Origin of the sequence: Gottfriedia acidiceleris (assembly GCF_004138285.1) — a bacterium.
In the GTDB taxonomy this organism is placed as follows: domain Bacteria; phylum Bacillota; class Bacilli; order Bacillales; family Bacillaceae_G; genus Gottfriedia; species Gottfriedia acidiceleris_A.
Map to the genome: position 1 here is coordinate 639,260 of NZ_SCFN01000005.1, position 20,875 is coordinate 660,134.

The following is a 20,875-nucleotide window of genomic DNA, read 5'->3' on the forward strand; positions in this document are numbered from 1 at the left end:
GTTCATGGAGAAAAATCTTCAAAAGCAATTAGACTTTGCTGCTTTTTTAAGTGTTATTTCCTACTTAGTTCTTGCGACAGTAAAAGTACTTGTTAGTTTTTATACAAATTCTAGTGCTCTTTTAGCAGATGGACTTAACAATGTGACTGATATTGGTGCGACTTTGGCTGTATTTATCGGAATAAGAATCGCAAGAAAACCGAGAGATTTAGACCATCCTTATGGACATTCAAGAGCAGAGCAAATAGCTACTCTAATTGCGTCTTTTATAATGATGTCAGTTGGTTTACAGGTTATTATTGAAAATATTCGATCACTTTTCGTTGGAGAATTTGAGACTCCAAATAGACTAGCAGCTGTAGTGGCATTTGCTTCTGGAATTTTTATGTTTGGCATTTACTTTTACAATAATAAAGTTGCCAAGAGAACGAAGAGTAAAGGGCTTGAGGCATCAGCAAAAGATAATTTTTCCGATGCATTAGTTAGCTTCGGAACGACGATTGGTGTTCTGGGTGCTTCGATTGGTTTTCCTATTATCGATCCAATCGTGGCTATTTTAGTAGGTGTTATTATTTGCAAAACAGCATGGGAGATTTTTTATGATGCAACCCTCCTATTAACGGATGGATTCGATCCAGAAGAAATGAATCTCTTTACTGAAACAGTTGATAAAGTACCAGGTGTACATAAAGTTGTAGATTTAAGAGCAAGAATGTATGGAAATACAACAATCGCAGATGTAGTCATTGAAGTAGACGGTGGAATAGATGTGAGTAAAAGTCACGGCATCACAGACCAAATTGAAATGATTTTAAGCGAACAACATGGAATTCAATATACACATATTCATGTTGAGCCATTAAGGTCAGGGAGAGCAGGAAAGGATTAAGACTGATAAAACGGGAAAGGGGATCGGAAAAGAATTTAAACTTTTTCGATCCTCTTTCTATTTAATTCATATCTTGCTTAATAAATACGATGAAAGAGATTAGTAAAGCTGATATTCCCCATATTGATAAATTCATAAGAGAGAAGTGCATGTTTAATCCCTCAATGGAAGGGAGTTGACCGGCTAAGTAGTCAGTTAGGCCAAGGTTTACACTAAAGAAGTATTTTGCTCCTGACCATGATGTAGCTAGTCCGCTTAGAACGCTTCCTGTTATTAAAGCGGCTAGCATAATTCCCATTGCAGCGGGTGTAGTTCGAACTAATACGGATACCATAAATGAAAGAGTACCAATTATAATACATACAAACCAAGCAAGTCCAAATGCCATTATGATGTATTGCCATTGGGGAATCAGTTGAACTGAATCAGTTATTAGCTGGTTATTTTTGATGACAAATCCTGTTAACACAGGTACTGTCCAGCCTTTAAAGCTGAAAACAAATCCTGAAACGACATAAGCCAATACGCCGTATAGAACGAGAAGAAAAGAGATTAATAAACAAATCGATATGTATTTACTAAGTAAGACCTTCCATCTTTTAATGGGGCGGGTTAGTAGTATTTTTATCGTACCATCGCTTCGCTCACCAGATATAATATCGATTGTGATGACCATGACCAATAAAGGTAGAAGTAGCCACCCAATACTTTGTTCAATTAATTTTCGTATAAACGTAGGAGCACCAGGCGTAGTAGGATTTATGTCGTTATCCAAATAATATTGCTCTTGATCAATTTGAACCTTTAACCAACTTTTCCATTCTTCAGGTATTCCTGATGAATTTAATCTATTTTGTTGGTCGACTATTTTTTGTTGAAGTGCTACTTTCCAATTGTCGGTCCCAAGTCTTTTAATTGTTTCTTCAGTTTGCTGCAGTTGAGCATAAACAAAAATAGGGATTAGCACTGCTAAAATGAAAAAGATAACAAATATTCTTCTTTTCCTTACCATTTTTTCAATTTCGTTAAAGACGAGTCTAATTAGTTCAGCCACGAACTTCGCCTCCAGTCATTTCCATGAATAAATCTTCCAATGTTTCAGACATTGTTTTAACGCCATTCACTTGCACATCTTCTGCTACGAATTGTTGAATGACCTCATTAATTTTGAGAGGCGACATTCGGCACAGTATAAGCTCATCCTTTACTAAGATATCTTGAATCGTAGAATCCTTTTTTAATAAATCTAGCGCTTTTTGTATTGGAGAAACTCGCCACTCAACTCTCTCAGCAGCTTCCTTTACTAATTCTTTTACTGTTGAAACTCTAACCATTTTCCCTTTATTTATAATTCCTACTCGGTCACAAATCATTTCGATTTCACTTAATAAATGACTTGAAATAAATACACTTATATTTTGTTCTTTTACAAGCAAATGAATAAATTCACGTAATTCACGAATACCTGCTGGGTCTAATCCATTAGTTGGTTCATCTAAAATAAGAAGTTTTGGGCTTCCAAGTAATGCTTGAGCAATCCCCAATCTTTGTTTCATTCCGAGTGAATACGTTTTTACTTTTTCATGAATTCGATCAGTTAATTTTACTAAATTTACAACTTCACTTATTTTTTTATCATCTTTTATTCCTAACATTCTCGCAAATTGATTTAGATTTTCCCATCCGGTTAAATAACCGTATAATTCTGGATTCTCTACAATACATCCAATTTGTCGCATCGCTTCTTTGAAATGAGTTTTAACAGGATAACCGGCGATTTCGATTGTTCCTTTTGTTGGTTTAATTAATCCGACTAGCATTCGAATTGTTGTTGTTTTTCCAGCTCCATTTGGACCTAGAAAGCCAAACACTTCACCTTCATGAACTTCAAATGAAATTTTATCGACTAGTACTTTTCCTTTGATGCTTTTTGTAACGCCATCTAATTTAAGAACTTTATTCATTCGACTCACCTCGAAGCTGACTTCCTATTTTACTATTTAAGCGATTTGCCATTTCAATATAACCGTCTTTGTTCGGATGAAAATGGTCAGTGTACAAATATTTCTTTTCTTCGTTAAAAAATAAATCGAATGTTGGAATGACGTATGCATTATTAGTTTGAAGAACCGATAATTCGAGTAGATTGTTCCATCTAGATATAAAGCTTGATGATTCATCTAAACCTTGAACATTATGAAATGGATTATAATAACCAAACGCATAAATAGATGCTGTAGCATTTTTTTGACGTATTAGTTTAAAAATTGATTGTAGATTATTTTTAAACGTTTTTTCATCTGGTCGATATGTCTTTAAATATTGTTCGTTTAATTGATTAGCGCCAGGAAATAAATCATTACTTCCAATGGAAAGGACGATTATGTCCGCAGAGCCAATCGTTTCTTGTATATTTTTTTTCTTTAAATCGTTAAGTAAATTTGATGTTTTTGCCCCACTAACAGCTAAATTAGTGATCGTTGTTGATTGTTTATATTCTTTTTGAAGAGTGGTTTTTAATCTTCCTACATAACCTGTTCCTTCATCATCACCGACACCACGTGTAAGTGAGTCTCCTAATGCAACAATCTTCAGTTTATTGTTTTTGTGAATACTGTCATTTTGATTATTTTTCTGTGCATTATTATTCACGATTAGTTTGCTTTTTTGTGGATTTAAAACGGTATAAGCACCTTTCACGAAGCCATATGATAATAAAAGGAAACATAGTAATGAAATGAACATGATAAACCGAACAAAATTATTGTATTTCAAATTTCACACCACCAAAAAAGGAAAAATTTTCATTATAAAATCATTATTACCATAATAAAATTAGATTTGCACGAAAAAACCTGTCCTCAAAAAAAGAAGACAGGTAGATTAAGTTTACGAAACGCGTTTTAATTCTTTTACTTCTAATTTACGTTCATTATTCAAGAAGTAATATGTCATTCCGACACCAAGAGAACCACCTACAATATTTCCGAATGTAACTGGAATTAAATTATGCAATACATCACTAAACGTAAAGCCTACATTATGTGGCATAATATAAGATAATGTAAAGACGGCAATATTTGCGATACTATGTTCATAACCAGAGAAGAAGAAAGCGAATACTAATAAAAAGATGAGTAGCATCTTTGCTAGATCATCTTTAAATCTAGTTGGTAAAAAACAAGCAAGACAGACAAGCCAATTACATAAAACACCTTTAAAAAATAAGTGGAAAAATGATGCGTGAATTTTATGGTCAACTACACCAGTTAAAAAATGATCGGCAGGAAAATCTTTTGCTAAACCTGTTAAAAAATAAATAATCGCAAAAATAAATGCTCCAATAATATTGCCTGAGTAACATGCAATCCAGTTTTTTACTAAATCTAGTTTTGAAGTTCTTTTAGCTAATGTTGAGAAGGTAAAATACATCGTATTACTAGTAAATAACTCTCCACCACCATAGATAATCATAATTAATGCTGTAGAGAAAATGAGTGGATATGCTACAGATGAAAATGGTGAATTTTGCAATCTAAATAATTCTGCTAATTTTAAGCAGACGATCAGAATAAAGCTTATATAAATAGAAGCTAAGGCAGCACGAGTTAAATATTTAATTAAGCTTTGATCTAGTATTTTCTTTTTTTTAAGAGCTAAATCAATACAATATTGGATACTATCTCGTTCCAAATGAGTTCACTCCTTAGTCGAACTTTATAAACACATACATAGTATACAAACAAAAAATGAATAAAAGTTTGTGAAAATATGAACAAATTATGAAATTGAATTAGTTATATACTATTTATTATTTTTACTTTACATTTTTTAATAATCATCTTAATACTGGTTGAAGATATAATATAATTTCATAGTAAACAGGTTTAGGTAAAAAAAGGAAAGATTCAAATTGGATTTTGAAAACTTAATAATAAAATGGAGAGGTGATTTCGTTTGGAAAATGAATTTGAAGCAAAATTTGATGCGTTACTAAAAAAATACACAGAATTGTTATTAGGAGATTGGTCAGAGGAAAAACAAGAAAAAGTGGAAAAGTGGGTTATGTATACATACATATCAAAATCAATGCCCGCATTAGTAAAACATTGGAATGATACTTATCCTCAAGCTAAAGAAGAAATGGTAAATCTCATAAAAGAAATTAAAGTATTAAATGACCAACATAGAGAGAATATAGCGAACAAAAATAAGCAATAATAATTATCCATAAATTTCAAAGATGACTATAGTCACAAATTATGATAATATAATATTTAGTAAGGGCATACATTTCTCAATAAACAAAATTCGACAAATTATTAAAAAATTGTTTTAACAAAATTCATTAAATGATACATTTATTATAGATAGAGAGAAAAGTAAAGTTTAAATTTTGGGGGTTAGGTAATGGAACAAGTTATGAAGAATGCTTTTTTATTTATGTCTAAAAATAAGTTTTTAACTAAAATGGCTAAAAAATATGGCCTAAGATTTGGTGCAGCTCGTTTTGTTGCAGGCGAAACAATCGATTTAGCTACAAAAGTTATTAAGGATTTAAATAAAAAGAATTTAAAAGTAACAATTGATTATCTTGGAGAGTTCGTAGACACTGTTGAAGAAGCAAATGAAATGGCTGATCACTGTATCGAAGCAATTGAGGCGATTGGAAAAGAAAAATTAAATTCACAATGTTCTCTTAAAATGACTTCAATGGGTCTTGATATTTCTGACGAGTTAGTTTTAGCAAATATGCGTCGTATTTTAGAGGCAGCTAAAAAGAGTGGCGTATTCGTTACAATCGATATGGAAGATTTCACTCGTTGTGAAAAAACGATTCGTATCTTTAAGCAATTAAAATCTGAGTACGATAATATCGGGACAGTTATTCAAGCATATTTATACAGAACTGAAGCCGATATCACAGATTTAAATAGCTTAAAACCTAACTTACGTTTAGTAAAAGGTGCTTATAAAGAGCCAGCAGAAGTAGCATTCCCAGAAAAAAAAGATGTGGATGAAAACTTCAAAAAAATTATTAAAATGCACTTATTAAACGGTAACTTTACTGCAATCGCTTCTCATGATGAAGCAATGATTGAGTATACAAAGCAATTAGTAAAAGAGCATAATATTCCAAATGATCAATTTGAATTCCAAATGTTATACGGAATTCGTACAGAGCGTCAATTAGAGCTTGTTAAAGAAGGATACAATATGCGAGTTTATGTTCCTTATGGTACTGACTGGTACGGATACTTCATGCGTCGTCTAGCAGAACGTCCTGCTAACGTTGCATTCGTATTAAAAGGTATGTTCAGTAAATAATTTTAAAATTAAAGAGGCTAACTAAAAAGGATTGAGTGAGGATCCTTTTTAGTCAGCCTTTTTCTCTTTATACAGGATTTTTTGTGATAAGTAGTTATTAGTAAAACAACATTATTCATTTAATTGCTTAAATCAGTAAGGTCCTAGTTATGCTATTGATTTTGAGTGAAAAAAGCTTACTGACCCATATTTTTTTTACCGTACTGCTGATTGTTACTTTGTCTACCTTTTTCTTCTCTTTGATCTCCATGACTTGCATTACCTTGAACACTTGCTGCACTAACGCCACCCTTTGATGGATTTCTTTCACGTTTCATATCTTATCACCTCCATTTCTTAGACTAACCTATTTAAATAAACTTATTAGTAAAAAATGGAGTGTGATAAAAAAAGCAGAGGGAGGAATTTAGATCATAAATAAAATTTTATTAATTTGAACTTTTTGTTTATTGCGAAAAATAAGAATTTATCATATAGTGGAAGAAGAGGGCTCATTGATAATGGATTGTTTTATCCAGAAAGTGAATGAGTATTCATTCAAGATACGAGGAGGAGAAATGCATATGATCCAAAAAATTAAAAAAGCCGCTGTACTCGGCTCTGGTGTGATGGGATCTGGTATCGCTGCACACTTGGCAAATATAGGTATTCCAACATTACTACTTGATATTGTCCCAAGAGAACTTTCTAAGGAAGATGCTGCAAAAGGTCTTTCTACTGACTCCAAAGAATTTCGTAATCGATTTAGTCAAACGGCTATTCAGAAATTATTGAAACAAAAACCAGCTCCTCTTGCATCTAAGAAAAACTTAACGTTAATCAGGCCAGGTAACTTTGAAGATGACATGAGTCGTTTAAGCGAAGTTGACTGGATTATTGAAGTAGTTGTTGAAAATTTAGCAATTAAAAAACAAGTATTAGCAAAGGTAGATGCATACCGCAAACCAGGCTCAATCGTGAGCTCAAATACATCTGGTATTTCAATTGAAGCAATGTCTGAAGACTGTTCAGATGACTTCAAGAAACATTTCTTAGGTACTCACTTTTTTAACCCACCACGTTATTTAAAATTATTAGAAGTTATTCCTACAAAACATACATCTGAAGAAGTACTTACATTTATGAAAAATTTTGGAGAAGACGTTTTAGGTAAAGGCGTTGTATTAGCAAAAGATACTCCAAACTTTATTGGAAACCGTATCGGAACTTATGGATTACTTGTAACTGTACAAGAAATGCTAAAAGGCGGATACAGTGTTGGAGAAGTTGATTCAATTACTGGTCCAATGATTGGGCGCCCTTCTAGTGCTACATTCCGTACATTGGACGTAGTTGGATTAGATACATTTATCCATGTTGCAAACAATGTTTATGAGCTAGTAGAAGGCGAAGAGAAAGAAGTATTTAAAGTTCCAGAATTTATGAAGGAAATGGCTAATCGTAATTGGCTTGGAAGTAAGTCTGGGCAAGGATTCTTCTTAAAGCAAGGTAAAGAAATCTTGGAATTAGATCCAAGCACATTTGAATATGGAGAAAGAAAAAGCTTGAAAACGGCTTCAACTGAAAGCATCAAACAAGTTAAAGGCTTAGCGAATAAGTTGAAAGCGCTTGTATACGCTGATGATCGTGCAGGTAATTTCTTATGGAGCATTATTAGCCCAGTATTAGTCTATTCAGCTGAATTGTCTGGTGAAATTTCTGATAACATTGTCGGAATTGACCAAGCAATGAAATGGGGATTTGGCTGGGATTTAGGACCATTTGAAATTTGGGATGCAATAGGTGTATCTAAATCGGTCGTACGAATGGAAAGCGAAGGCCAATCGGTACCAAATTGGGTTAAGAATATGATCGATAGTGGTAACGAAACATTCTATAAGCAAGACAATGGGGTTACTAGTTTCTATCATAATGGTCAATATGAAGAATTAGTAAGAAATGATAAAGAAGTTAAATTAAGTGTTTTAAAAGAACAAGGCCGAATTATTAAACAAAATTCAGGTGCGAGTTTAATTGACCTTGGAGATGGCGTTGCATGTTTAGAATTCCATACAAAGAGCAATGCAATTGGTATGGATATTACGCAAATGATTAACTTCGCAGTTGATGAAGTTTCAAAAAATTATAAAGGTTTAGTTATTGGTAACCAAGCTAAAAACTTCTGCGTTGGTGCTAATTTAGCAATGATTTTAATGGAAGCGCAAGATGACAACTATTTTGAAATTGAAATGGTTGTTAAAGGATTCCAGCAAGCAATGATGAAAATTAAGTACTCTGATAAACCAGTAGTTGTAGCTCCTTATGGAATGACACTAGGTGGCGGTACTGAAATTTGTTTACCAGCGGCTAGCGTAGTTGCTTCTTCTGAAACTTATATGGGCTTAGTAGAAGTTGGGGTAGGCCTAATACCAGGCGGGGGCGGTAGTAAAGAGCTTTATATTAAACAATTAAAACAGTTCCCAGAAGGTGTTGAATTTGACCTGCAAGGTCTTGCAAATCGAGTATTTGAGACAGTTGCAATGGCAAAAGTATCGACTTCTGCTCAAGAAGCATTTGAAAATGGTTTCTTAAATCATGATGATCGCAAAGTATTTAATGCAGATCACTTAATTTATGAAGCAAAACAACGAGTACTTGAGTTATATGAAGCAGGTTATAGCGCTCCAATTCGTGAAAAAGTACCAGTAGTTGGTGAGTCTGGTTATGCAACTTTATTAGCTGGTGCAAACTCAATGTACTATTCTGGCTATATTAGTGAGCATGATTTAACAATTGCTAAGAAATTAGCGTATGTAATTGCAGGTGGAAAAGTACCATTCGGAACGTTAGTAGACGAAGAGTATTTATTAAATATTGAACGTGAAGCATTTTTAGGCTTAATTTCTGAAATGAAATCTCAAGCACGTATGCAACATATGCTTGTTAAAGGAAAACCGTTACGTAATTAATGGGAGATGGAGGGAAGAACATGAGAGAAGCTGTTATTGTAGCGGGTGCGAGAACACCTGTAGGTAAATCGAAAAAAGGATCACTAGCAACAGTTCGTCCAGATGATTTAGGAGCATTAGTTGTAAAGGAAACATTAAAGCGTGCGGGTAATTACGATGGTCCAATTGATGATATCATTTTTGGTTGCTCTTCACCGGAAGCAGAGCAAGGATTTAATATGGCGCGTAATATTGGTGCACTAGCTGGATTACCACATTCAGTTCCAGGAATTACAGTGAACCGTTATTGTTCTTCAGGTCTACAAAGTATTGCTTATGCAAGTGAACGAATTATGTTAGGTCACTCTGAAGCTATTATTGCAGGCGGGGCAGAATCAATGAGTTTACTTCCGATGGGAGGGCATGTTGCTCGTTTAAATAGTAGATTAGTAGAAACTGCACCTGAATATTATATGGGCATGGGGCATACTGCTGAGCAAGTTGCTAATCGCTATGGTATTTCAAGAGAAGATCAAGATGCTTTTGCGGTACGCAGTCATCAACGCGCGGCAGCGGCAATTAAGGAAGGGCGTTTTGTTGACGAAATCGTTCCAGTTGATGTAACGCTACGTTCAGTTAACTCAAACAATAAATTAGAAGAAAAGAATTTTACTTTCTCTCAAGATGAGGGTGTTCGTGAAGGTACATCTTCTGAAATATTAGCTAAATTAAGACCAGCATTTAATGTCAGAGGTTCAGTAACAGCTGGAAACTCTTCACAAACAAGTGACGGGGCTGCAGCAGTATTAGTAATGGATCGCGAAAAAGCTGAAGCTGAAGGACTAAGTCCATTATTAAAATTCCGTTCTTTTGCAGTAGCTGGAGTAGCTCCTGAAGTTATGGGAATTGGACCTGTTGAAGCAATTCCAAAAGCTCTTAAATTAGCAGGATTAAGCTTATCTGACATTGGAATATTTGAATTAAATGAAGCATTTGCTTCTCAATCAATTCAAATTATTCGTCACTTAGGTCTTGATGAAGACCGTGTAAATGTAAACGGTGGGGCGATTGCATTAGGGCATCCACTTGGTTGTACTGGTACTAAACTAACTTTATCTTTATTACATGAGATGAAGCGTCGCGGAGAGCAGTTCGGTATCGTAACGATGTGCGTTGGTGGCGGAATGGGTGCTGCCGGAGTATTTGAATTAGTTTAATAGATGTACTGGGATAGATTGTTAGAATCATGTATTTGTTGTAGAGAATATTCAAACTAGTAAATAGAAAATAGGAGGAATTTTCGATGGAAAAAACAATCGGTAACTTACTTAAAGGCGGAAGCTTTTTAACAACTGAAGTAACTTTTGATAAAGTTTTTACACCAGAGGATTTTACAGATGAGCATAAATTAATTGCAAAAACAACTGAAGATTTTGTAGTTAATGAAGTTTTACCTGAATTAGAATATTTAGAGCAACACGAATTTGACCGCACTGTTAGATTATTAAAACAAGCTGGAGAGCTAGGATTATTAGCTGCAGATGTGCCAGAAGAATATGGTGGAATCGCACTAGATAAAATTAGCTCAGCATTAATCACAGAAAAAATTTCACGTGGTGGCGGATTCTCACTTTCCCAAGGAGCGCACGTAGGGATCGGTACACTTCCAATCGTATTATTTGGAAATCATGATCAAAAGCAACGTTATTTACCAGGTTTAGCATCTGGTGAAAAATTTGCGGCTTATGCATTAACTGAGCCAGGTTCAGGATCAGATGCATTAGGAGCAAAAACTGTTGCTAAATTAAATGCTGAAGGAACTCACTATATTTTAAATGGTGAAAAACAATGGATTACAAACTCCGCGTTCGCAGATGTATTTGTTGTATATGCAAAAATTGATGGGGAGCACTTCTCAGCATTTATCGTTGAGAGAGATTATGAAGGTGTTTCGACTGGTCCAGAAGAAAAGAAAATGGGTATTAAATCATCTTCAACTCGTACATTGATATTAGAAGATGTAAAAGTTCCAGTAGAAAATCTTTTAGGTGAAATTGGTAAGGGTCACGTTATTGCGTTTAATATTTTAAATATTGGTCGTTATAAATTAGCAGTAGGTACAGTAGGTGGATCAAAACGTGCTTTAGAATTATCAGCGACGTATGCTAACCAACGCCAACAATTCAAAACGCCAATTGCTAAATTTAGTTTAATTCAAGAAAAATTAGCAAGTATGGCTACAAAAATTTATGCAAGTGAAAGTTCAGCGTATCGTACTGTAGGACTTTTTGAAGATCGCTTTAGTCAATTAACTGAAGAGCAGTCAAAAGATCCAAAAGCAGTAGCAGCTGCTGTAGCAGAGTATGCGATTGAATGTTCATTAAATAAATTCTTCTGTTCAGAAGTATTAGACTATGTAGCTGATGAAGGAGTACAAATCCACGGTGGGTATGGCTTCATGGCTGAATATGAAATTGAGCGTATTTACCGCGATTCACGTATAAACCGTATCTTCGAAGGAACAAACGAAATCAATCGTTTAATTGTACCAAGCACTTACCTTCGAAAAGCAATGAGCGGAGAGCTTCCATTACTTCAACAAGCACAACAAATTCAAGAAGAATTAATGATGTTAATGCCTGAAGAAGTGGGAGACGCTCCTTTAGAGCAAGAAAAATATTTAGTTCGTAATGCGAAAAAAATCGCAATCATGATTGCTGGATTAGCAGTTCAAAAATTCGGTAAAGGATTAAGTACTGAACAAGAAATTCTAGTAAATATTGCTGATATCGTAAGCAATATTTACGCAATGGAATCTACAGTTCTACGTACCGAAAAAGCGATCAATAAAGTAGGTTTAGAAAAATCAAACCAAAAATTACTTTATACTCAAGTATTCTGCCAAGAAGCATTCAATGAGATTGAAGCTCATGCGAAAGAAACACTTGTTGCTGTTGAGTCAGGTGACACTTTAAGAATGATGACTTCAGCTCTTCGTAAATTTACACGTCATACGCCAATTAATGTAATTGCGAAGAAGCGTGAAATTGCAGCTAATGTTTTAGCTGAAGAGCGTTATACTGTTTAATCTTACAAAAAACTGCCAATTTTATGATTGGCAGTTTTTAAATTTCATAAGTTTTAAAAGGATAATTTTCCCATGATTTGTGCCATACTAGTATAAGTTGAGTTATATTTGAGTGATTACTCGGAAAGTTTTAGGGAATTACTTTAGAAAATTTAAATTATCCATATATTTTAGTGGGAAATACAGAAAAACACGAACGTTCTACTAGTTTAGTGTGATTAATATTGCTATAATGTTGTTGTGCGACAATTTATTACAGAATTTTCGAACGGAACTATTTTAACTCGTATATTCCCTGTGATAAAATAGAATTTGGGAGGAGTTGCTAAAATGAGTATCATTTTTTATACATATCCAAAATGTGGAACTTGTCGAAAAGCTGCTTCGTGGCTGAAAAACCATAATATTCCAGTTGAAGCAATTGATATTACATTAAATCCACCTTCAAAGGAGTTACTTGCTGATATTTATAAAGCAAGCGGAATTTCTATAAATAAATTGTTTAATACAAGTGGCGTTAAATATCGCGAGCTTGGATTGAAGGATGTTATTCCAACGAAAACAGAGGACGAGCTACTAGAACTACTAAGTTCGGATGGTAAATTAATTAAAAGACCTCTACTTTTTAATGGAGATCAAGCGACAGTTGGTTTTAATGAAGAAGTTTTTGAAAAAGTTTGGTTATAAAATAACTATATAATTTAAGGTAATTAATCAGAGGAGGATTTTCACAATGTCAATTCCAAATGAACTACGTTATTCAGAAGAACATGAGTGGGTAAAAGTTGAAGGTAATAAATACTATATCGGTATTACTCATTTCGCTCAATCAGAGCTTGGAGATATCGTATTTGTTGAGCTACCAGAAGTAGGCGATGAACTTACTATAAATGAGCCATTCGGTAGCGTTGAGTCTGTAAAAACAGTATCTGAACTATATGCTCCAATCAGTGGTAAAGTAATTGAAGTAAATTCTGATCTAGATGAAAATCCTGAATTCGTAAACGAATCTCCTTACGAAAAAGCATGGATGGTAGTTGTTGAAGCTACAAATGCTTCTGAACTTGATGAGTTAATGACTGCTGGTCAATACGAAGAAATGATCAATCAAGATTAATTATCTAAAAAAGTGTCCTTTTTGGGCGCTTTTTTATTTTATGTGTATAATAAAAGTAATAAAGCTTAACTTATTTACATAAAACATAATTTAAAGGGACATTTTCATTTAGGGAAAAAAAGGAAACAACAAAGGGAAAATCGAATATACTATATACAAAAGATTTTTAGTCAAAAGTTTTTGAGTCCTATACATTAGGTGATGCCCAGTGAATATTGATGATCAAAGAAAAGTTATCATTGTCGAAGGTACTACTGATAAGAGAAAAATACAGACGATTATAAAGGAGCCTGTAGATATTATCTGTACGAATGGTACAGTTGGTACTTCAAAGCTAGATGAGCTTGCTGAAATGTTAGATTTAAGAGAAATTTATGTGTTAGTTGATGCAGATGAAGCCGGTGAAAAGCTTAGAAGATTGTTAAAAAGAGAATTTCCACAGGCAGAGCATCTGTACATTGACAGAAGTTATCGAGAAGTGGCAACAGCTCCGAGTCAACATTTAGCCAGTGTATTATTAGGGGCGGATATTTTGGTATTTACAGATTATTTACGTACAAATTAAAGAGGAATTAAGATCATGCAGCAATGGACAAAGAATGAAATAATGCAAAGAATTCAATCGAAAGAGACTACAGTAATTTATATATATACCGCAATGTGTGGTACATGCCAAGTAGCATCTAAAATGCTAGAAGTTGTAAATGAGATTCTGCCAAATTTACCTATAAGTAAGGTAAATATTAATGAAATAGTGGAAGAAGCTCAAAGCTGGAAGGTTGAAAGTGTACCTTGTTTACTTATTTTTGAAAATGGGGAAATGAAACAAAAGATCTACGCTTTCCAATCTGTACCATATTTACATGAGTTGTTAAAAAAATATAATTTATATATTAAACGATGAGTGCATACTGTATGTTGCACTCTTTTTATATGGCTAAAAATATTTCCTGATTTTAGACATATTTCTCGGGAAATGAGTTGAATGCTGTAGAAATAAAATTAAAATATAGATTTTTATCAAAGTAAATGTCGAGCGAAATATAAAGAATACACCTCTTATCTATGAGAAAATAAGATTAAAGAATTCGGAAGAGGTGTTTATTATGGAAATCAAGGAGTGGATTGGACAAGCAAGAAACTTATTTATAAAAAAGGAATATTTACAAATCATTTTGCCGATTGAAGAAAGAATTGTAGAGTTTAACTGTCTAAATGAAAAAGTTTTTATAAAGTTAAGTAAAAAGGCTCCTTTTATCGATGTAATTGATCGTTCAATTCCGCAACTTAGAGTTAATTTTTCAAAAGATGGTTGGGAATATTTAAATTCAGGTTCGCAAAGGTTAGGACTTTTATTAAAACTAAATGATGCTTCTTTTGAAGGAAACTATCGGTTATTACTGCTAATGGAAACGATTTTTCAATATACGAGTGTTGAAAATGAAAAAAAACTTTTAGAAAATTGTTGACAACTTATGTCTAAGTTTGTAGAATGAGAATTACGTTAAAGAAAACGTGTTGAAAACAACTTTATATATCGTAAGTTAACTCTTATCGAGAGAGGTGGAGGGACTGTGCCCTGTGAAACCCAGCAACCGTCAATGTTCGTCATTGAAATGGTGCTAATTCCTGCAAAGCATATGCTTTGAGAGATGAGAGAAAGGAATACTTTTTGTATGTAAAACCTTTCTGCTCATGTGAGTTGAAAGGTTTTTTTGTTTTATGCGACTAAAAAAGTACTTACTTACAAAAAATTGAAAGATAAGTTGTTAGAATGTTTTGAAAGGAGAACAGGTGTATGATTCAAATAAATAATGTAAGTAAAACATACAAAGGTAAAAAGGGCACAGTTACCGCAGTACAAAATGTTTCGTTAAATATCGAAGCAGGTGAAATTTTTGGCATGATCGGATATAGCGGCGCAGGGAAAAGTACGCTATTACGTATGCTAAATGGACTTGAGTCACCTACATCGGGTGAAGTGATTATTAATGGTCAATCGATTTCGAAATGCTCATCTAGTCAGTTAAGAAAAGCAAGACAGAAAATAGGAATGATTTTTCAGCATTTTAATTTATTGTGGTCGAGAACTGTATTAGAAAATATACTTTTCCCACTTGAAATTGCTAAAGTTCCCAAAAAGGAAAGCATTAATCGTGCGAAAGAATTAATCAAACTTGTAGGTCTTGAAGGAAGAGAAAATGCTTATCCTTCTGAACTTAGTGGAGGTCAAAAGCAACGTGTCGGAATTGCAAGAGCACTTGCTAATAACCCAGATGTTCTTTTATGTGATGAAGCAACTTCTGCATTAGATCCAGAAACAACGGATTCAATTTTAGCTTTACTGACAAATATTAATAGACAGCTTGGTATTACGATCATCCTAATTACTCATGAAATGCATGTTATTCAAAAAATTTGCCAACGAGTAGCTGTTATGGAAAACGGAAATGTAGTAGAAGAAGGCCATGTTGTTGATGTATTTACTCGTCCTAAACAAGCAATTACAAAGAAATTTGTGACGCAAATCAAAGGCAATGATGAAGAATTAGACAATGAAGTAATTTCTAGCGGAGATGGGAAGGATAATACTTACAAGCTAACCTTTAAAAATGGTCAAGCAGATCAGCCGCACATTTCTGAAGTAGTTAAGCACTTTGATATTGAGATTAACATTTTGCAAGGAAAAATTGTTCAAACTGCTGAAGGCTCTTATGGGACAATGAAGATTCAACTTGTTGGAGACATAAATAACATCAAAGAGGCAATCGCTTATTTAGAATCAAAACAAGTTGAAGTGGAGGTAGCATAAGATGACACAACTTTTTCCGAATGTTGATTGGGATGCAATGCTTTTAGCTTCTCAAGAAACATTATTCATGACAGTAATAGCTGCGCTTGCAACGTTCATTTTTGGACTAATAATAGGTTTATTCTTATTTTTAACTAGTAAAGATCAGCTTCTTGAAAATAAATTTTTTAATACAATCCTAGCAGCGTTTGTAAATATTTTTCGTTCTATACCGTTTATCATTTTAATTATTTTATTAATTCCATTTACGATCTTTATACTTGGCTCTATGCTTGGAGCAAAAGCAGCATTACCTGCATTAATTATTGGTGCTGCACCATTCTATGCAAGGATGGTCGAAATCGGATTACGTGAAATTGATAAAGGTGTTATCGAAGCTGCAAGAGCAATGGGAGCTAGCACATTTACAATCATCGTAAAAGTATTAATACCAGAAGCATTACCAGCAATTATTTCAGGTTTAACTGTTACTACAATTGCAATTGTTGGTTATACAGCAATGGCTGGTGTAGTAGGTGGTGGTGGACTTGGTAACTTAGCATTTATGGAAGGATACCAACGTTCTAATAACCAAGTAACTCTTGTTGCGACAGTAATTATTTTATTAATCGTATTCATTCTTCAATTTATTGGTGATCTAGTAACAACAAAAATAGATAAAAGAGCTTAATCATATAAGGGAGGAACTGACAATGAAATTTAAAAAAATCGTAGGAATTTTAGGAGCAGGTGTTTTAGCATTATCTTTAGCAGCATGTAATAAAAGTGGAGAAGATAAAAATAAAGAATTAGTTGTTGGTGCATCAAATGTACCTCACGCAGTAATTTTAGAACAAGCTAAACCAATCCTTAAAAAAGAAGGAATTAACTTAAAAATTGTTAAATTCCAAGATTATGTATTACCAAATAAAGCATTAGCTTCAAAAGAATTAGATGCAAACTATTTCCAACACATTCCATATTTAGAGTCTCAAATGAAAGAAAATGGCTATAAATTTGAAAACGCTGGTGGAATCCACATCGAGCCAATCGGAGTTTACTCTAAAAAATATAAGAGCTTAGATGATCTACCAAATGGTGCTAAAATTATCATGAGTAGCTCAGTAGCTGACCATGGTCGTATGTTAAGCTTATTACAACATGAAGGATTAATTAAACTTAAAGCTGGAGTAGATCCAACTACTGCTCAAATTAAAGACATTGCTGAGAATCCAAAAAACTTAAAATTCCAAGCTGATGTAGACGCTGGAATGCTTCCAAAAGTTTATCAAAACAATGAAGGCGATGCAGTTTTAATTAACACAAACTACGCGATTGATGCTGGATTAAACCCAATGAAAGATGCTATTGCCTTAGAAGGTAAAGAATCTCCATACGTAAACATTATCGCTGTTCGTAAAGGTGATAAAGATAAAAAAGAAATTAAAGAGCTTGTAAAAGTATTACACTCTAAAGAAATTCAAGATTTCATCATTAAAAAATATAAAGGTGCTGTAGTACCTGTAAGTCAATAATAAAAAAGAGAGGATGTCCCAAGTGTTTTATGGGAATCCTCTTCTTTTATATGTAAAAAAGATGCTTAAAAAAGGGATGCACATAAGTCAGTTAATCTAACTTATGAAACAGCCCTTTTCACTTTTAATTCTTCACAAGAATTTGATTAACAGGTGAGATTGGTAGTCGTTCAGCCATAACCTCAATAATATTTTTAGCTGCTATTTCTGACATGGCTTCACGAGTTTCATATGTTGCATTCCCAATATGAGGTGTTAATACAACGTTTGTAAGTGATTTTAGTTCTTCTGTTATTCTTGGTTCGAATTCAAATACATCTAGAGCCGCACCCGCAATAACACCATTCTTTAATGCATCTACTAATTCCTGTTCGTTCGCTAAAGGACCTCTAGCTGCATTGATAAAAAACGCAGTATCTTTCATCTTGTAAAACTCTTCTTTTCCAAATAAATGGTGTAGCTCGGGTTTGTAAGGGCAATGAAGGGTAATATAGTCTGAAGTCTGTAAAAATTCATCCATTGATACGTAAGTGGCATTTAATTCTTTTTCAAGTTCATTACTTACTCTTCTTGGTTGATGATAAATAATATTCATATTAAACGCCCTAGCTCGTTTAGCCACTGCTTGTCCGATATTTCCAAAACCAAAAATACCTAAAGTTTTTCCAGATACTTCTGTTCCTCTAAAGAATAATGGAGCCCACCCTCCAAATCCTTTTGTACGGCAAAGTTCGTCTCCTTCGACTATTCTTCTGGAAACAGCTAAGAGAATTCCAAAAGTTAACTCAGCAGTTGCGTCTGTAGAAACAAGTGGAGTATTTGTAACATGAATTCCCTTACTAGTTGCATAATCTACATCGATATTATTAAATCCTGCTCCGTAATTAGCAATAATTTTTACATTTTTAGCAGCATCAATTACTCTTTTTGTGATTGGAGTGGATAGTAAACTTAAAATTGCATCTACCCCACCAACAAGTTCACACAATTCATCTTCTGTAATTAATTGCTCATTTTCATAAACAATGACATGATGATCTTTTAATAATTGCTCAGCTTTTTCTGGGACTTTTCCCGCTACTAAGATATGTGCCAAATTAGAAACCTTCTTTCAACAGTTTAATAATGAATGTTAACCTATTTATTATAAATGAAGTTATAAGTTTTTGTTTATTTTAGTATTTGGCAGTTTAAAGAATATATTTATTTTAAAGTCTGTCAGCAACATAAAAAGCAGACACTAGTCTGCTTCAGAGTGTTGAAATATATTGTAGTCAATATTGAAAAATACTAACATTAAATTAATTTCTATGAAAAAATAGTCTTTTTATTCTTGTTTTATCTATCATTTTATTGATAAACAAGTGATTTTGCCTGATATATAAATGTTTTAACTAACTTACAAAAATTAAAATATCTTCTTTTTTGACGATCAATATTTGTAAAGATGTGTAAGTCGTTATCTTAAGTTAAAATTTGATTAATAAAGGGTAATTCATTCGTCCAATTGACTAGTCTATTGTTTTTTAGATTATTATTTTTTATCTAGAGCTCGATTGGAACGAAAGGGTGCTCGACTCCTATGGGATTAGCGGGAAGGCTGAGACCTTAGCAGGCGGCGCCGAGGAGGCTCAAGAATCTCGCCCCATGGAAAGCGAGCACCCTGTAGTGGAAATCAATATGATACAACTTACTTATCAATGATTAATCCAACAATTTTTTGACAAATTCTTTTTTCATTAATATCTATGATTTAAACTTGCGGTAGGGGGAGTAGGGTTTACTGAATAAAACTTATTTAAAGATTGATCTACATATACCCAGCCCTTCCAGCCTAAGTGAATTGTATCTTTTAGGAAAAACTCATCGTATTCATGTGAAGAAAAATCAGCTACTTGGAATCCAGAATCTTCAATTTGTTTTTTTACTTTTTTGTAATATACTTCTCTACCTTCTTTAGGGAATCCAGCGTAATCATACCATGGTCCATTTACTGGAACGGAAATAAACAACGCTTTTGTGTGCTCTTTTTTTAATAATGCTAATACCATTTGAAGGTCATCATATTCTGGCGATACACCATAGTTACTATTTCGTTTATAATTTTTTAATGCGAGAAGACGGTTTTGAATGTGCTTTTTATAGTATTTATTAATAATACCAAAATGGTTTGAAGTTGATTCACGTTGGCCTATTTTATCGGCAACTTGAGCTACTCGATCCCAGGATAAATCTTCATATTTTGATTTTTTTAATCGGAAGTTTTTATCTGGATCCATTATAACGGTCTCAAAAAGATCTTTCTTCTCAAGTATCTTTAAATATGTGTAAGCTAACGGTTTTTCAGCCATAGCTTCGAACTTAACTTTTTTGCTATTTGAAATAAAAGCATTTAATTGGGTTACTAATAAAGAGTCTTTTTTGATAATTGATAGCGTTAAAAGTCTCTTTGCAATTTGTCTTTTTACTGAAATATCAATTGTATTATTAAAAACAAATGAATAAGTTTGAAGCGCAGAATAATTTGGTGAAAAATGAGTATCGTCAATTCCATGTGGAATAAACCACTGTGGAGATAACACAAACACAATTTTTCTATTTTTTATACCATCACCTAAAGATGCTAAATCAAGAAAATGAACGAGACTTTGTGATCCCCCTCGACCAATTAGATAGGGAGTAAATTCATTTTTTTCTCCCATAAAAAACCTAGAAGGATGGAAGGGGTCTCTTCTAGCGAGTTCTGAAGACCCAAAAATTGGTAGAAATTTTGGGTCTTTTAACATTTTATTTTGAAGTAAAGTCCCTTGAAATGTATCAGGATTTAAAGATGCTGCTGTATTATTTAATCGTTCTTTTGTAACAAATAGTTCATAAAAAGAATTTGGAAGATACAAAGCTAATAAAAAAATGAAAATAGCTGTTATCATCCCAAAAAATTGAACTTGTTTCATTTTCTAGCCTCTAAAATCGAAATGATTTTATTTGGCGTAGCCCACTCCTCGCGATCGAAGTCAGAAATCGTCACGTTGATACCGATTTGTTCTTCGATTTCAACTAATAAGCTAACTGTACCAAATGAATCTAATAATCCTTCTTCAAAAATTAGAATATCTGGGTTTTCAATCACTTCGTCTGTATTACATAAATCTACTAAAATTTTTAAAACTTCTTCTCTTAAATTTACCATTATACTAATG

The 20,875-nt window shown here is 33.4% G+C and carries 22 protein-coding genes and 1 riboswitch; of the genes, 14 read left to right on the forward strand and 8 right to left on the reverse strand.

Annotated elements, in window-relative coordinates:
• Positions 1–4 precede the first annotated feature (4 nt).
• Positions 5–889, forward strand: coding sequence for a cation diffusion facilitator family transporter (locus EP747_RS11500; protein WP_129690045.1), 885 nt, complete (start codon positions 5–7; stop codon positions 887–889).
• A 61-nt stretch (positions 890–950) separates the two neighbouring features.
• On the opposite strand, the gene EP747_RS11505 is transcribed toward EP747_RS11500, so the two are convergent.
• The 4 genes from EP747_RS11505 to EP747_RS11520 all read right to left on the reverse strand — a co-directional run bounded on the left by EP747_RS11505 (position 951) and on the right by EP747_RS11520 (position 4,582).
• Positions 951–1,910, reverse strand: coding sequence for an ABC transporter permease subunit (locus tag EP747_RS11505; protein ID WP_268895629.1), 960 nt, complete (start codon positions 1,908–1,910; stop codon positions 951–953).
• A gap of 25 nt (positions 1,911–1,935) precedes the next feature.
• Complete coding sequence (locus EP747_RS11510; RefSeq protein WP_129690049.1) at positions 1,936–2,853, reverse strand: ABC transporter ATP-binding protein; 918 nt, start codon at positions 2,851–2,853, stop codon at positions 1,936–1,938.
• On the reverse strand, positions 2,846–3,664 hold the full coding sequence (locus EP747_RS11515) for a GDSL-type esterase/lipase family protein (protein ID WP_129690051.1): 819 nt from the start codon (positions 3,662–3,664) through the stop codon (positions 2,846–2,848). The genes EP747_RS11510 and EP747_RS11515 overlap by 8 nt, the downstream gene beginning before the upstream one ends.
• A gap of 114 nt (positions 3,665–3,778) precedes the next feature.
• Positions 3,779–4,582 carry a formate/nitrite transporter family protein gene (locus EP747_RS11520; protein WP_129690053.1) on the reverse strand — a complete coding sequence of 268 codons (804 nt, stop codon included), beginning with the start codon at positions 4,580–4,582 and terminating at the stop codon, positions 3,779–3,781.
• A 264-nt stretch (positions 4,583–4,846) separates the two neighbouring features.
• Between EP747_RS11520 and EP747_RS11525 the strand changes: the two genes are divergently transcribed.
• Positions 4,847–5,110, forward strand: a complete 264-nt coding sequence (locus tag EP747_RS11525) for a DUF2573 family protein (protein WP_129690055.1) — start codon at positions 4,847–4,849, stop codon at positions 5,108–5,110.
• Positions 5,111–5,299: 189 nt separating this feature from the next.
• Positions 5,300–6,217: a proline dehydrogenase family protein gene (locus EP747_RS11530; RefSeq protein WP_129690058.1), complete on the forward strand. Its 918-nt coding sequence runs from the start codon at positions 5,300–5,302 to the stop codon at positions 6,215–6,217.
• A gap of 176 nt (positions 6,218–6,393) precedes the next feature.
• On the opposite strand, the gene EP747_RS11535 is transcribed toward EP747_RS11530, so the two are convergent.
• A complete protein-coding gene (locus EP747_RS11535; RefSeq protein ID WP_098232476.1) occupies positions 6,394–6,534 on the reverse strand; it encodes a YuzL family protein in 141 nt (46 codons plus the stop codon).
• A 249-nt stretch (positions 6,535–6,783) separates the two neighbouring features.
• Between EP747_RS11535 and EP747_RS11540 the strand changes: the two genes are divergently transcribed.
• The 11 genes from EP747_RS11540 to metQ all read left to right on the forward strand — a co-directional run bounded on the left by EP747_RS11540 (position 6,784) and on the right by metQ (position 17,675).
• Complete coding sequence (locus EP747_RS11540) at positions 6,784–9,165, forward strand: 3-hydroxyacyl-CoA dehydrogenase/enoyl-CoA hydratase family protein (RefSeq protein ID WP_205753824.1); 2,382 nt, start codon at positions 6,784–6,786, stop codon at positions 9,163–9,165.
• Positions 9,166–9,185: 20 nt separating this feature from the next.
• Positions 9,186–10,361 (forward strand): acetyl-CoA C-acetyltransferase, encoded by a 1,176-nt coding sequence (locus EP747_RS11545; protein ID WP_129690062.1) that lies wholly within the window; start codon positions 9,186–9,188, stop codon positions 10,359–10,361.
• A gap of 86 nt (positions 10,362–10,447) precedes the next feature.
• Complete coding sequence (locus EP747_RS11550) at positions 10,448–12,232, forward strand: acyl-CoA dehydrogenase family protein (protein ID WP_129690064.1); 1,785 nt, start codon at positions 10,448–10,450, stop codon at positions 12,230–12,232.
• A 330-nt stretch (positions 12,233–12,562) separates the two neighbouring features.
• Positions 12,563–12,919, forward strand: coding sequence for an arsenate reductase family protein (locus EP747_RS11555; protein ID WP_129690066.1), 357 nt, complete (start codon positions 12,563–12,565; stop codon positions 12,917–12,919).
• 46 nt (positions 12,920–12,965) lie between these two features.
• The gene (gene gcvH, locus EP747_RS11560; RefSeq protein ID WP_069034848.1) at positions 12,966–13,349 is read left to right on the forward strand and encodes a glycine cleavage system protein GcvH; all 384 of its coding nucleotides are present in this window, start codon (positions 12,966–12,968) and stop codon (positions 13,347–13,349) included.
• A gap of 214 nt (positions 13,350–13,563) precedes the next feature.
• On the forward strand, positions 13,564–13,914 hold the full coding sequence (locus EP747_RS11565; protein ID WP_129690200.1) for a toprim domain-containing protein: 351 nt from the start codon (positions 13,564–13,566) through the stop codon (positions 13,912–13,914).
• A 15-nt stretch (positions 13,915–13,929) separates the two neighbouring features.
• Positions 13,930–14,253 carry a thioredoxin family protein gene (locus tag EP747_RS11570; RefSeq protein WP_129690068.1) on the forward strand — a complete coding sequence of 108 codons (324 nt, stop codon included), beginning with the start codon at positions 13,930–13,932 and terminating at the stop codon, positions 14,251–14,253.
• Between the two features lie 202 nt (positions 14,254–14,455).
• The gene (locus tag EP747_RS11575) at positions 14,456–14,818 is read left to right on the forward strand and encodes a hypothetical protein (RefSeq protein ID WP_129690070.1); all 363 of its coding nucleotides are present in this window, start codon (positions 14,456–14,458) and stop codon (positions 14,816–14,818) included.
• Between the two features lie 79 nt (positions 14,819–14,897).
• Positions 14,898–15,008: riboswitch (SAM riboswitch) on the forward strand.
• 139 nt (positions 15,009–15,147) lie between these two features.
• Positions 15,148–16,161, forward strand: a complete 1,014-nt coding sequence (locus tag EP747_RS11580; RefSeq protein WP_129690072.1) for a methionine ABC transporter ATP-binding protein — start codon at positions 15,148–15,150, stop codon at positions 16,159–16,161.
• Position 16,162: 1 nt separating this feature from the next.
• Positions 16,163–16,831, forward strand: coding sequence for a methionine ABC transporter permease (locus EP747_RS11585; RefSeq protein ID WP_129690074.1), 669 nt, complete (start codon positions 16,163–16,165; stop codon positions 16,829–16,831).
• Positions 16,832–16,853: 22 nt separating this feature from the next.
• Positions 16,854–17,675 carry a methionine ABC transporter substrate-binding lipoprotein MetQ gene (gene metQ / locus EP747_RS11590; protein ID WP_129690076.1) on the forward strand — a complete coding sequence of 274 codons (822 nt, stop codon included), beginning with the start codon at positions 16,854–16,856 and terminating at the stop codon, positions 17,673–17,675.
• 124 nt (positions 17,676–17,799) lie between these two features.
• Here the strand turns inward: metQ and EP747_RS11595 are convergent, their stop codons facing one another.
• The 3 genes from EP747_RS11595 to dltC form a co-directional block, all read right to left on the reverse strand.
• Positions 17,800–18,771 (reverse strand): 2-hydroxyacid dehydrogenase family protein, encoded by a 972-nt coding sequence (locus tag EP747_RS11595; RefSeq protein WP_129690078.1) that lies wholly within the window; start codon positions 18,769–18,771, stop codon positions 17,800–17,802.
• Positions 18,772–19,414: 643 nt separating this feature from the next.
• A complete protein-coding gene (gene dltD / locus EP747_RS11600; protein WP_235832823.1) occupies positions 19,415–20,629 on the reverse strand; it encodes a D-alanyl-lipoteichoic acid biosynthesis protein DltD in 1,215 nt (404 codons plus the stop codon).
• Positions 20,626–20,865 carry a D-alanine--poly(phosphoribitol) ligase subunit 2 gene (gene dltC / locus EP747_RS11605; protein WP_129690080.1) on the reverse strand — a complete coding sequence of 80 codons (240 nt, stop codon included), beginning with the start codon at positions 20,863–20,865 and terminating at the stop codon, positions 20,626–20,628. Before dltC ends, dltD begins: the two co-directional genes overlap by 4 nt.
• Positions 20,866–20,875 lie beyond the last annotated feature (10 nt).

Excerpts from the sequence above, each read along its gene's own strand:
- EP747_RS11500 (WP_129690045.1), top strand. The coding sequence starts at position 5 with ATGGAGAAAAATCTTCAAAAGCAATTAGACTTTGCTGCTTTTTTAAGT.
- EP747_RS11510 (WP_129690049.1), bottom strand. The coding sequence starts at position 2,853 with ATGAATAAAGTTCTTAAATTAGATGGCGTTACAAAAAGCATCAAAGGA.
- EP747_RS11530 (WP_129690058.1), top strand. The coding sequence starts at position 5,300 with ATGGAACAAGTTATGAAGAATGCTTTTTTATTTATGTCTAAAAATAAG.
- EP747_RS11535 (WP_098232476.1), bottom strand. The coding sequence starts at position 6,534 with ATGAAACGTGAAAGAAATCCATCAAAGGGTGGCGTTAGTGCAGCAAGT.
- EP747_RS11545 (WP_129690062.1), top strand. The coding sequence starts at position 9,186 with ATGAGAGAAGCTGTTATTGTAGCGGGTGCGAGAACACCTGTAGGTAAA.
- EP747_RS11550 (WP_129690064.1), top strand. The coding sequence starts at position 10,448 with ATGGAAAAAACAATCGGTAACTTACTTAAAGGCGGAAGCTTTTTAACA.
- EP747_RS11555 (WP_129690066.1), top strand. The coding sequence starts at position 12,563 with ATGAGTATCATTTTTTATACATATCCAAAATGTGGAACTTGTCGAAAA.
- gcvH (WP_069034848.1), top strand. The coding sequence starts at position 12,966 with ATGTCAATTCCAAATGAACTACGTTATTCAGAAGAACATGAGTGGGTA.
- EP747_RS11570 (WP_129690068.1), top strand. The coding sequence starts at position 13,930 with ATGCAGCAATGGACAAAGAATGAAATAATGCAAAGAATTCAATCGAAA.
- EP747_RS11575 (WP_129690070.1), top strand. The coding sequence starts at position 14,456 with ATGGAAATCAAGGAGTGGATTGGACAAGCAAGAAACTTATTTATAAAA.
- EP747_RS11580 (WP_129690072.1), top strand. The coding sequence starts at position 15,148 with ATGATTCAAATAAATAATGTAAGTAAAACATACAAAGGTAAAAAGGGC.
- EP747_RS11585 (WP_129690074.1), top strand. The coding sequence starts at position 16,163 with ATGACACAACTTTTTCCGAATGTTGATTGGGATGCAATGCTTTTAGCT.
- metQ (WP_129690076.1), top strand. The coding sequence starts at position 16,854 with ATGAAATTTAAAAAAATCGTAGGAATTTTAGGAGCAGGTGTTTTAGCA.
- dltD (WP_235832823.1), bottom strand. The coding sequence starts at position 20,629 with ATGAAACAAGTTCAATTTTTTGGGATGATAACAGCTATTTTCATTTTT.
- dltC (WP_129690080.1), bottom strand. The coding sequence starts at position 20,865 with ATGGTAAATTTAAGAGAAGAAGTTTTAAAAATTTTAGTAGATTTATGT.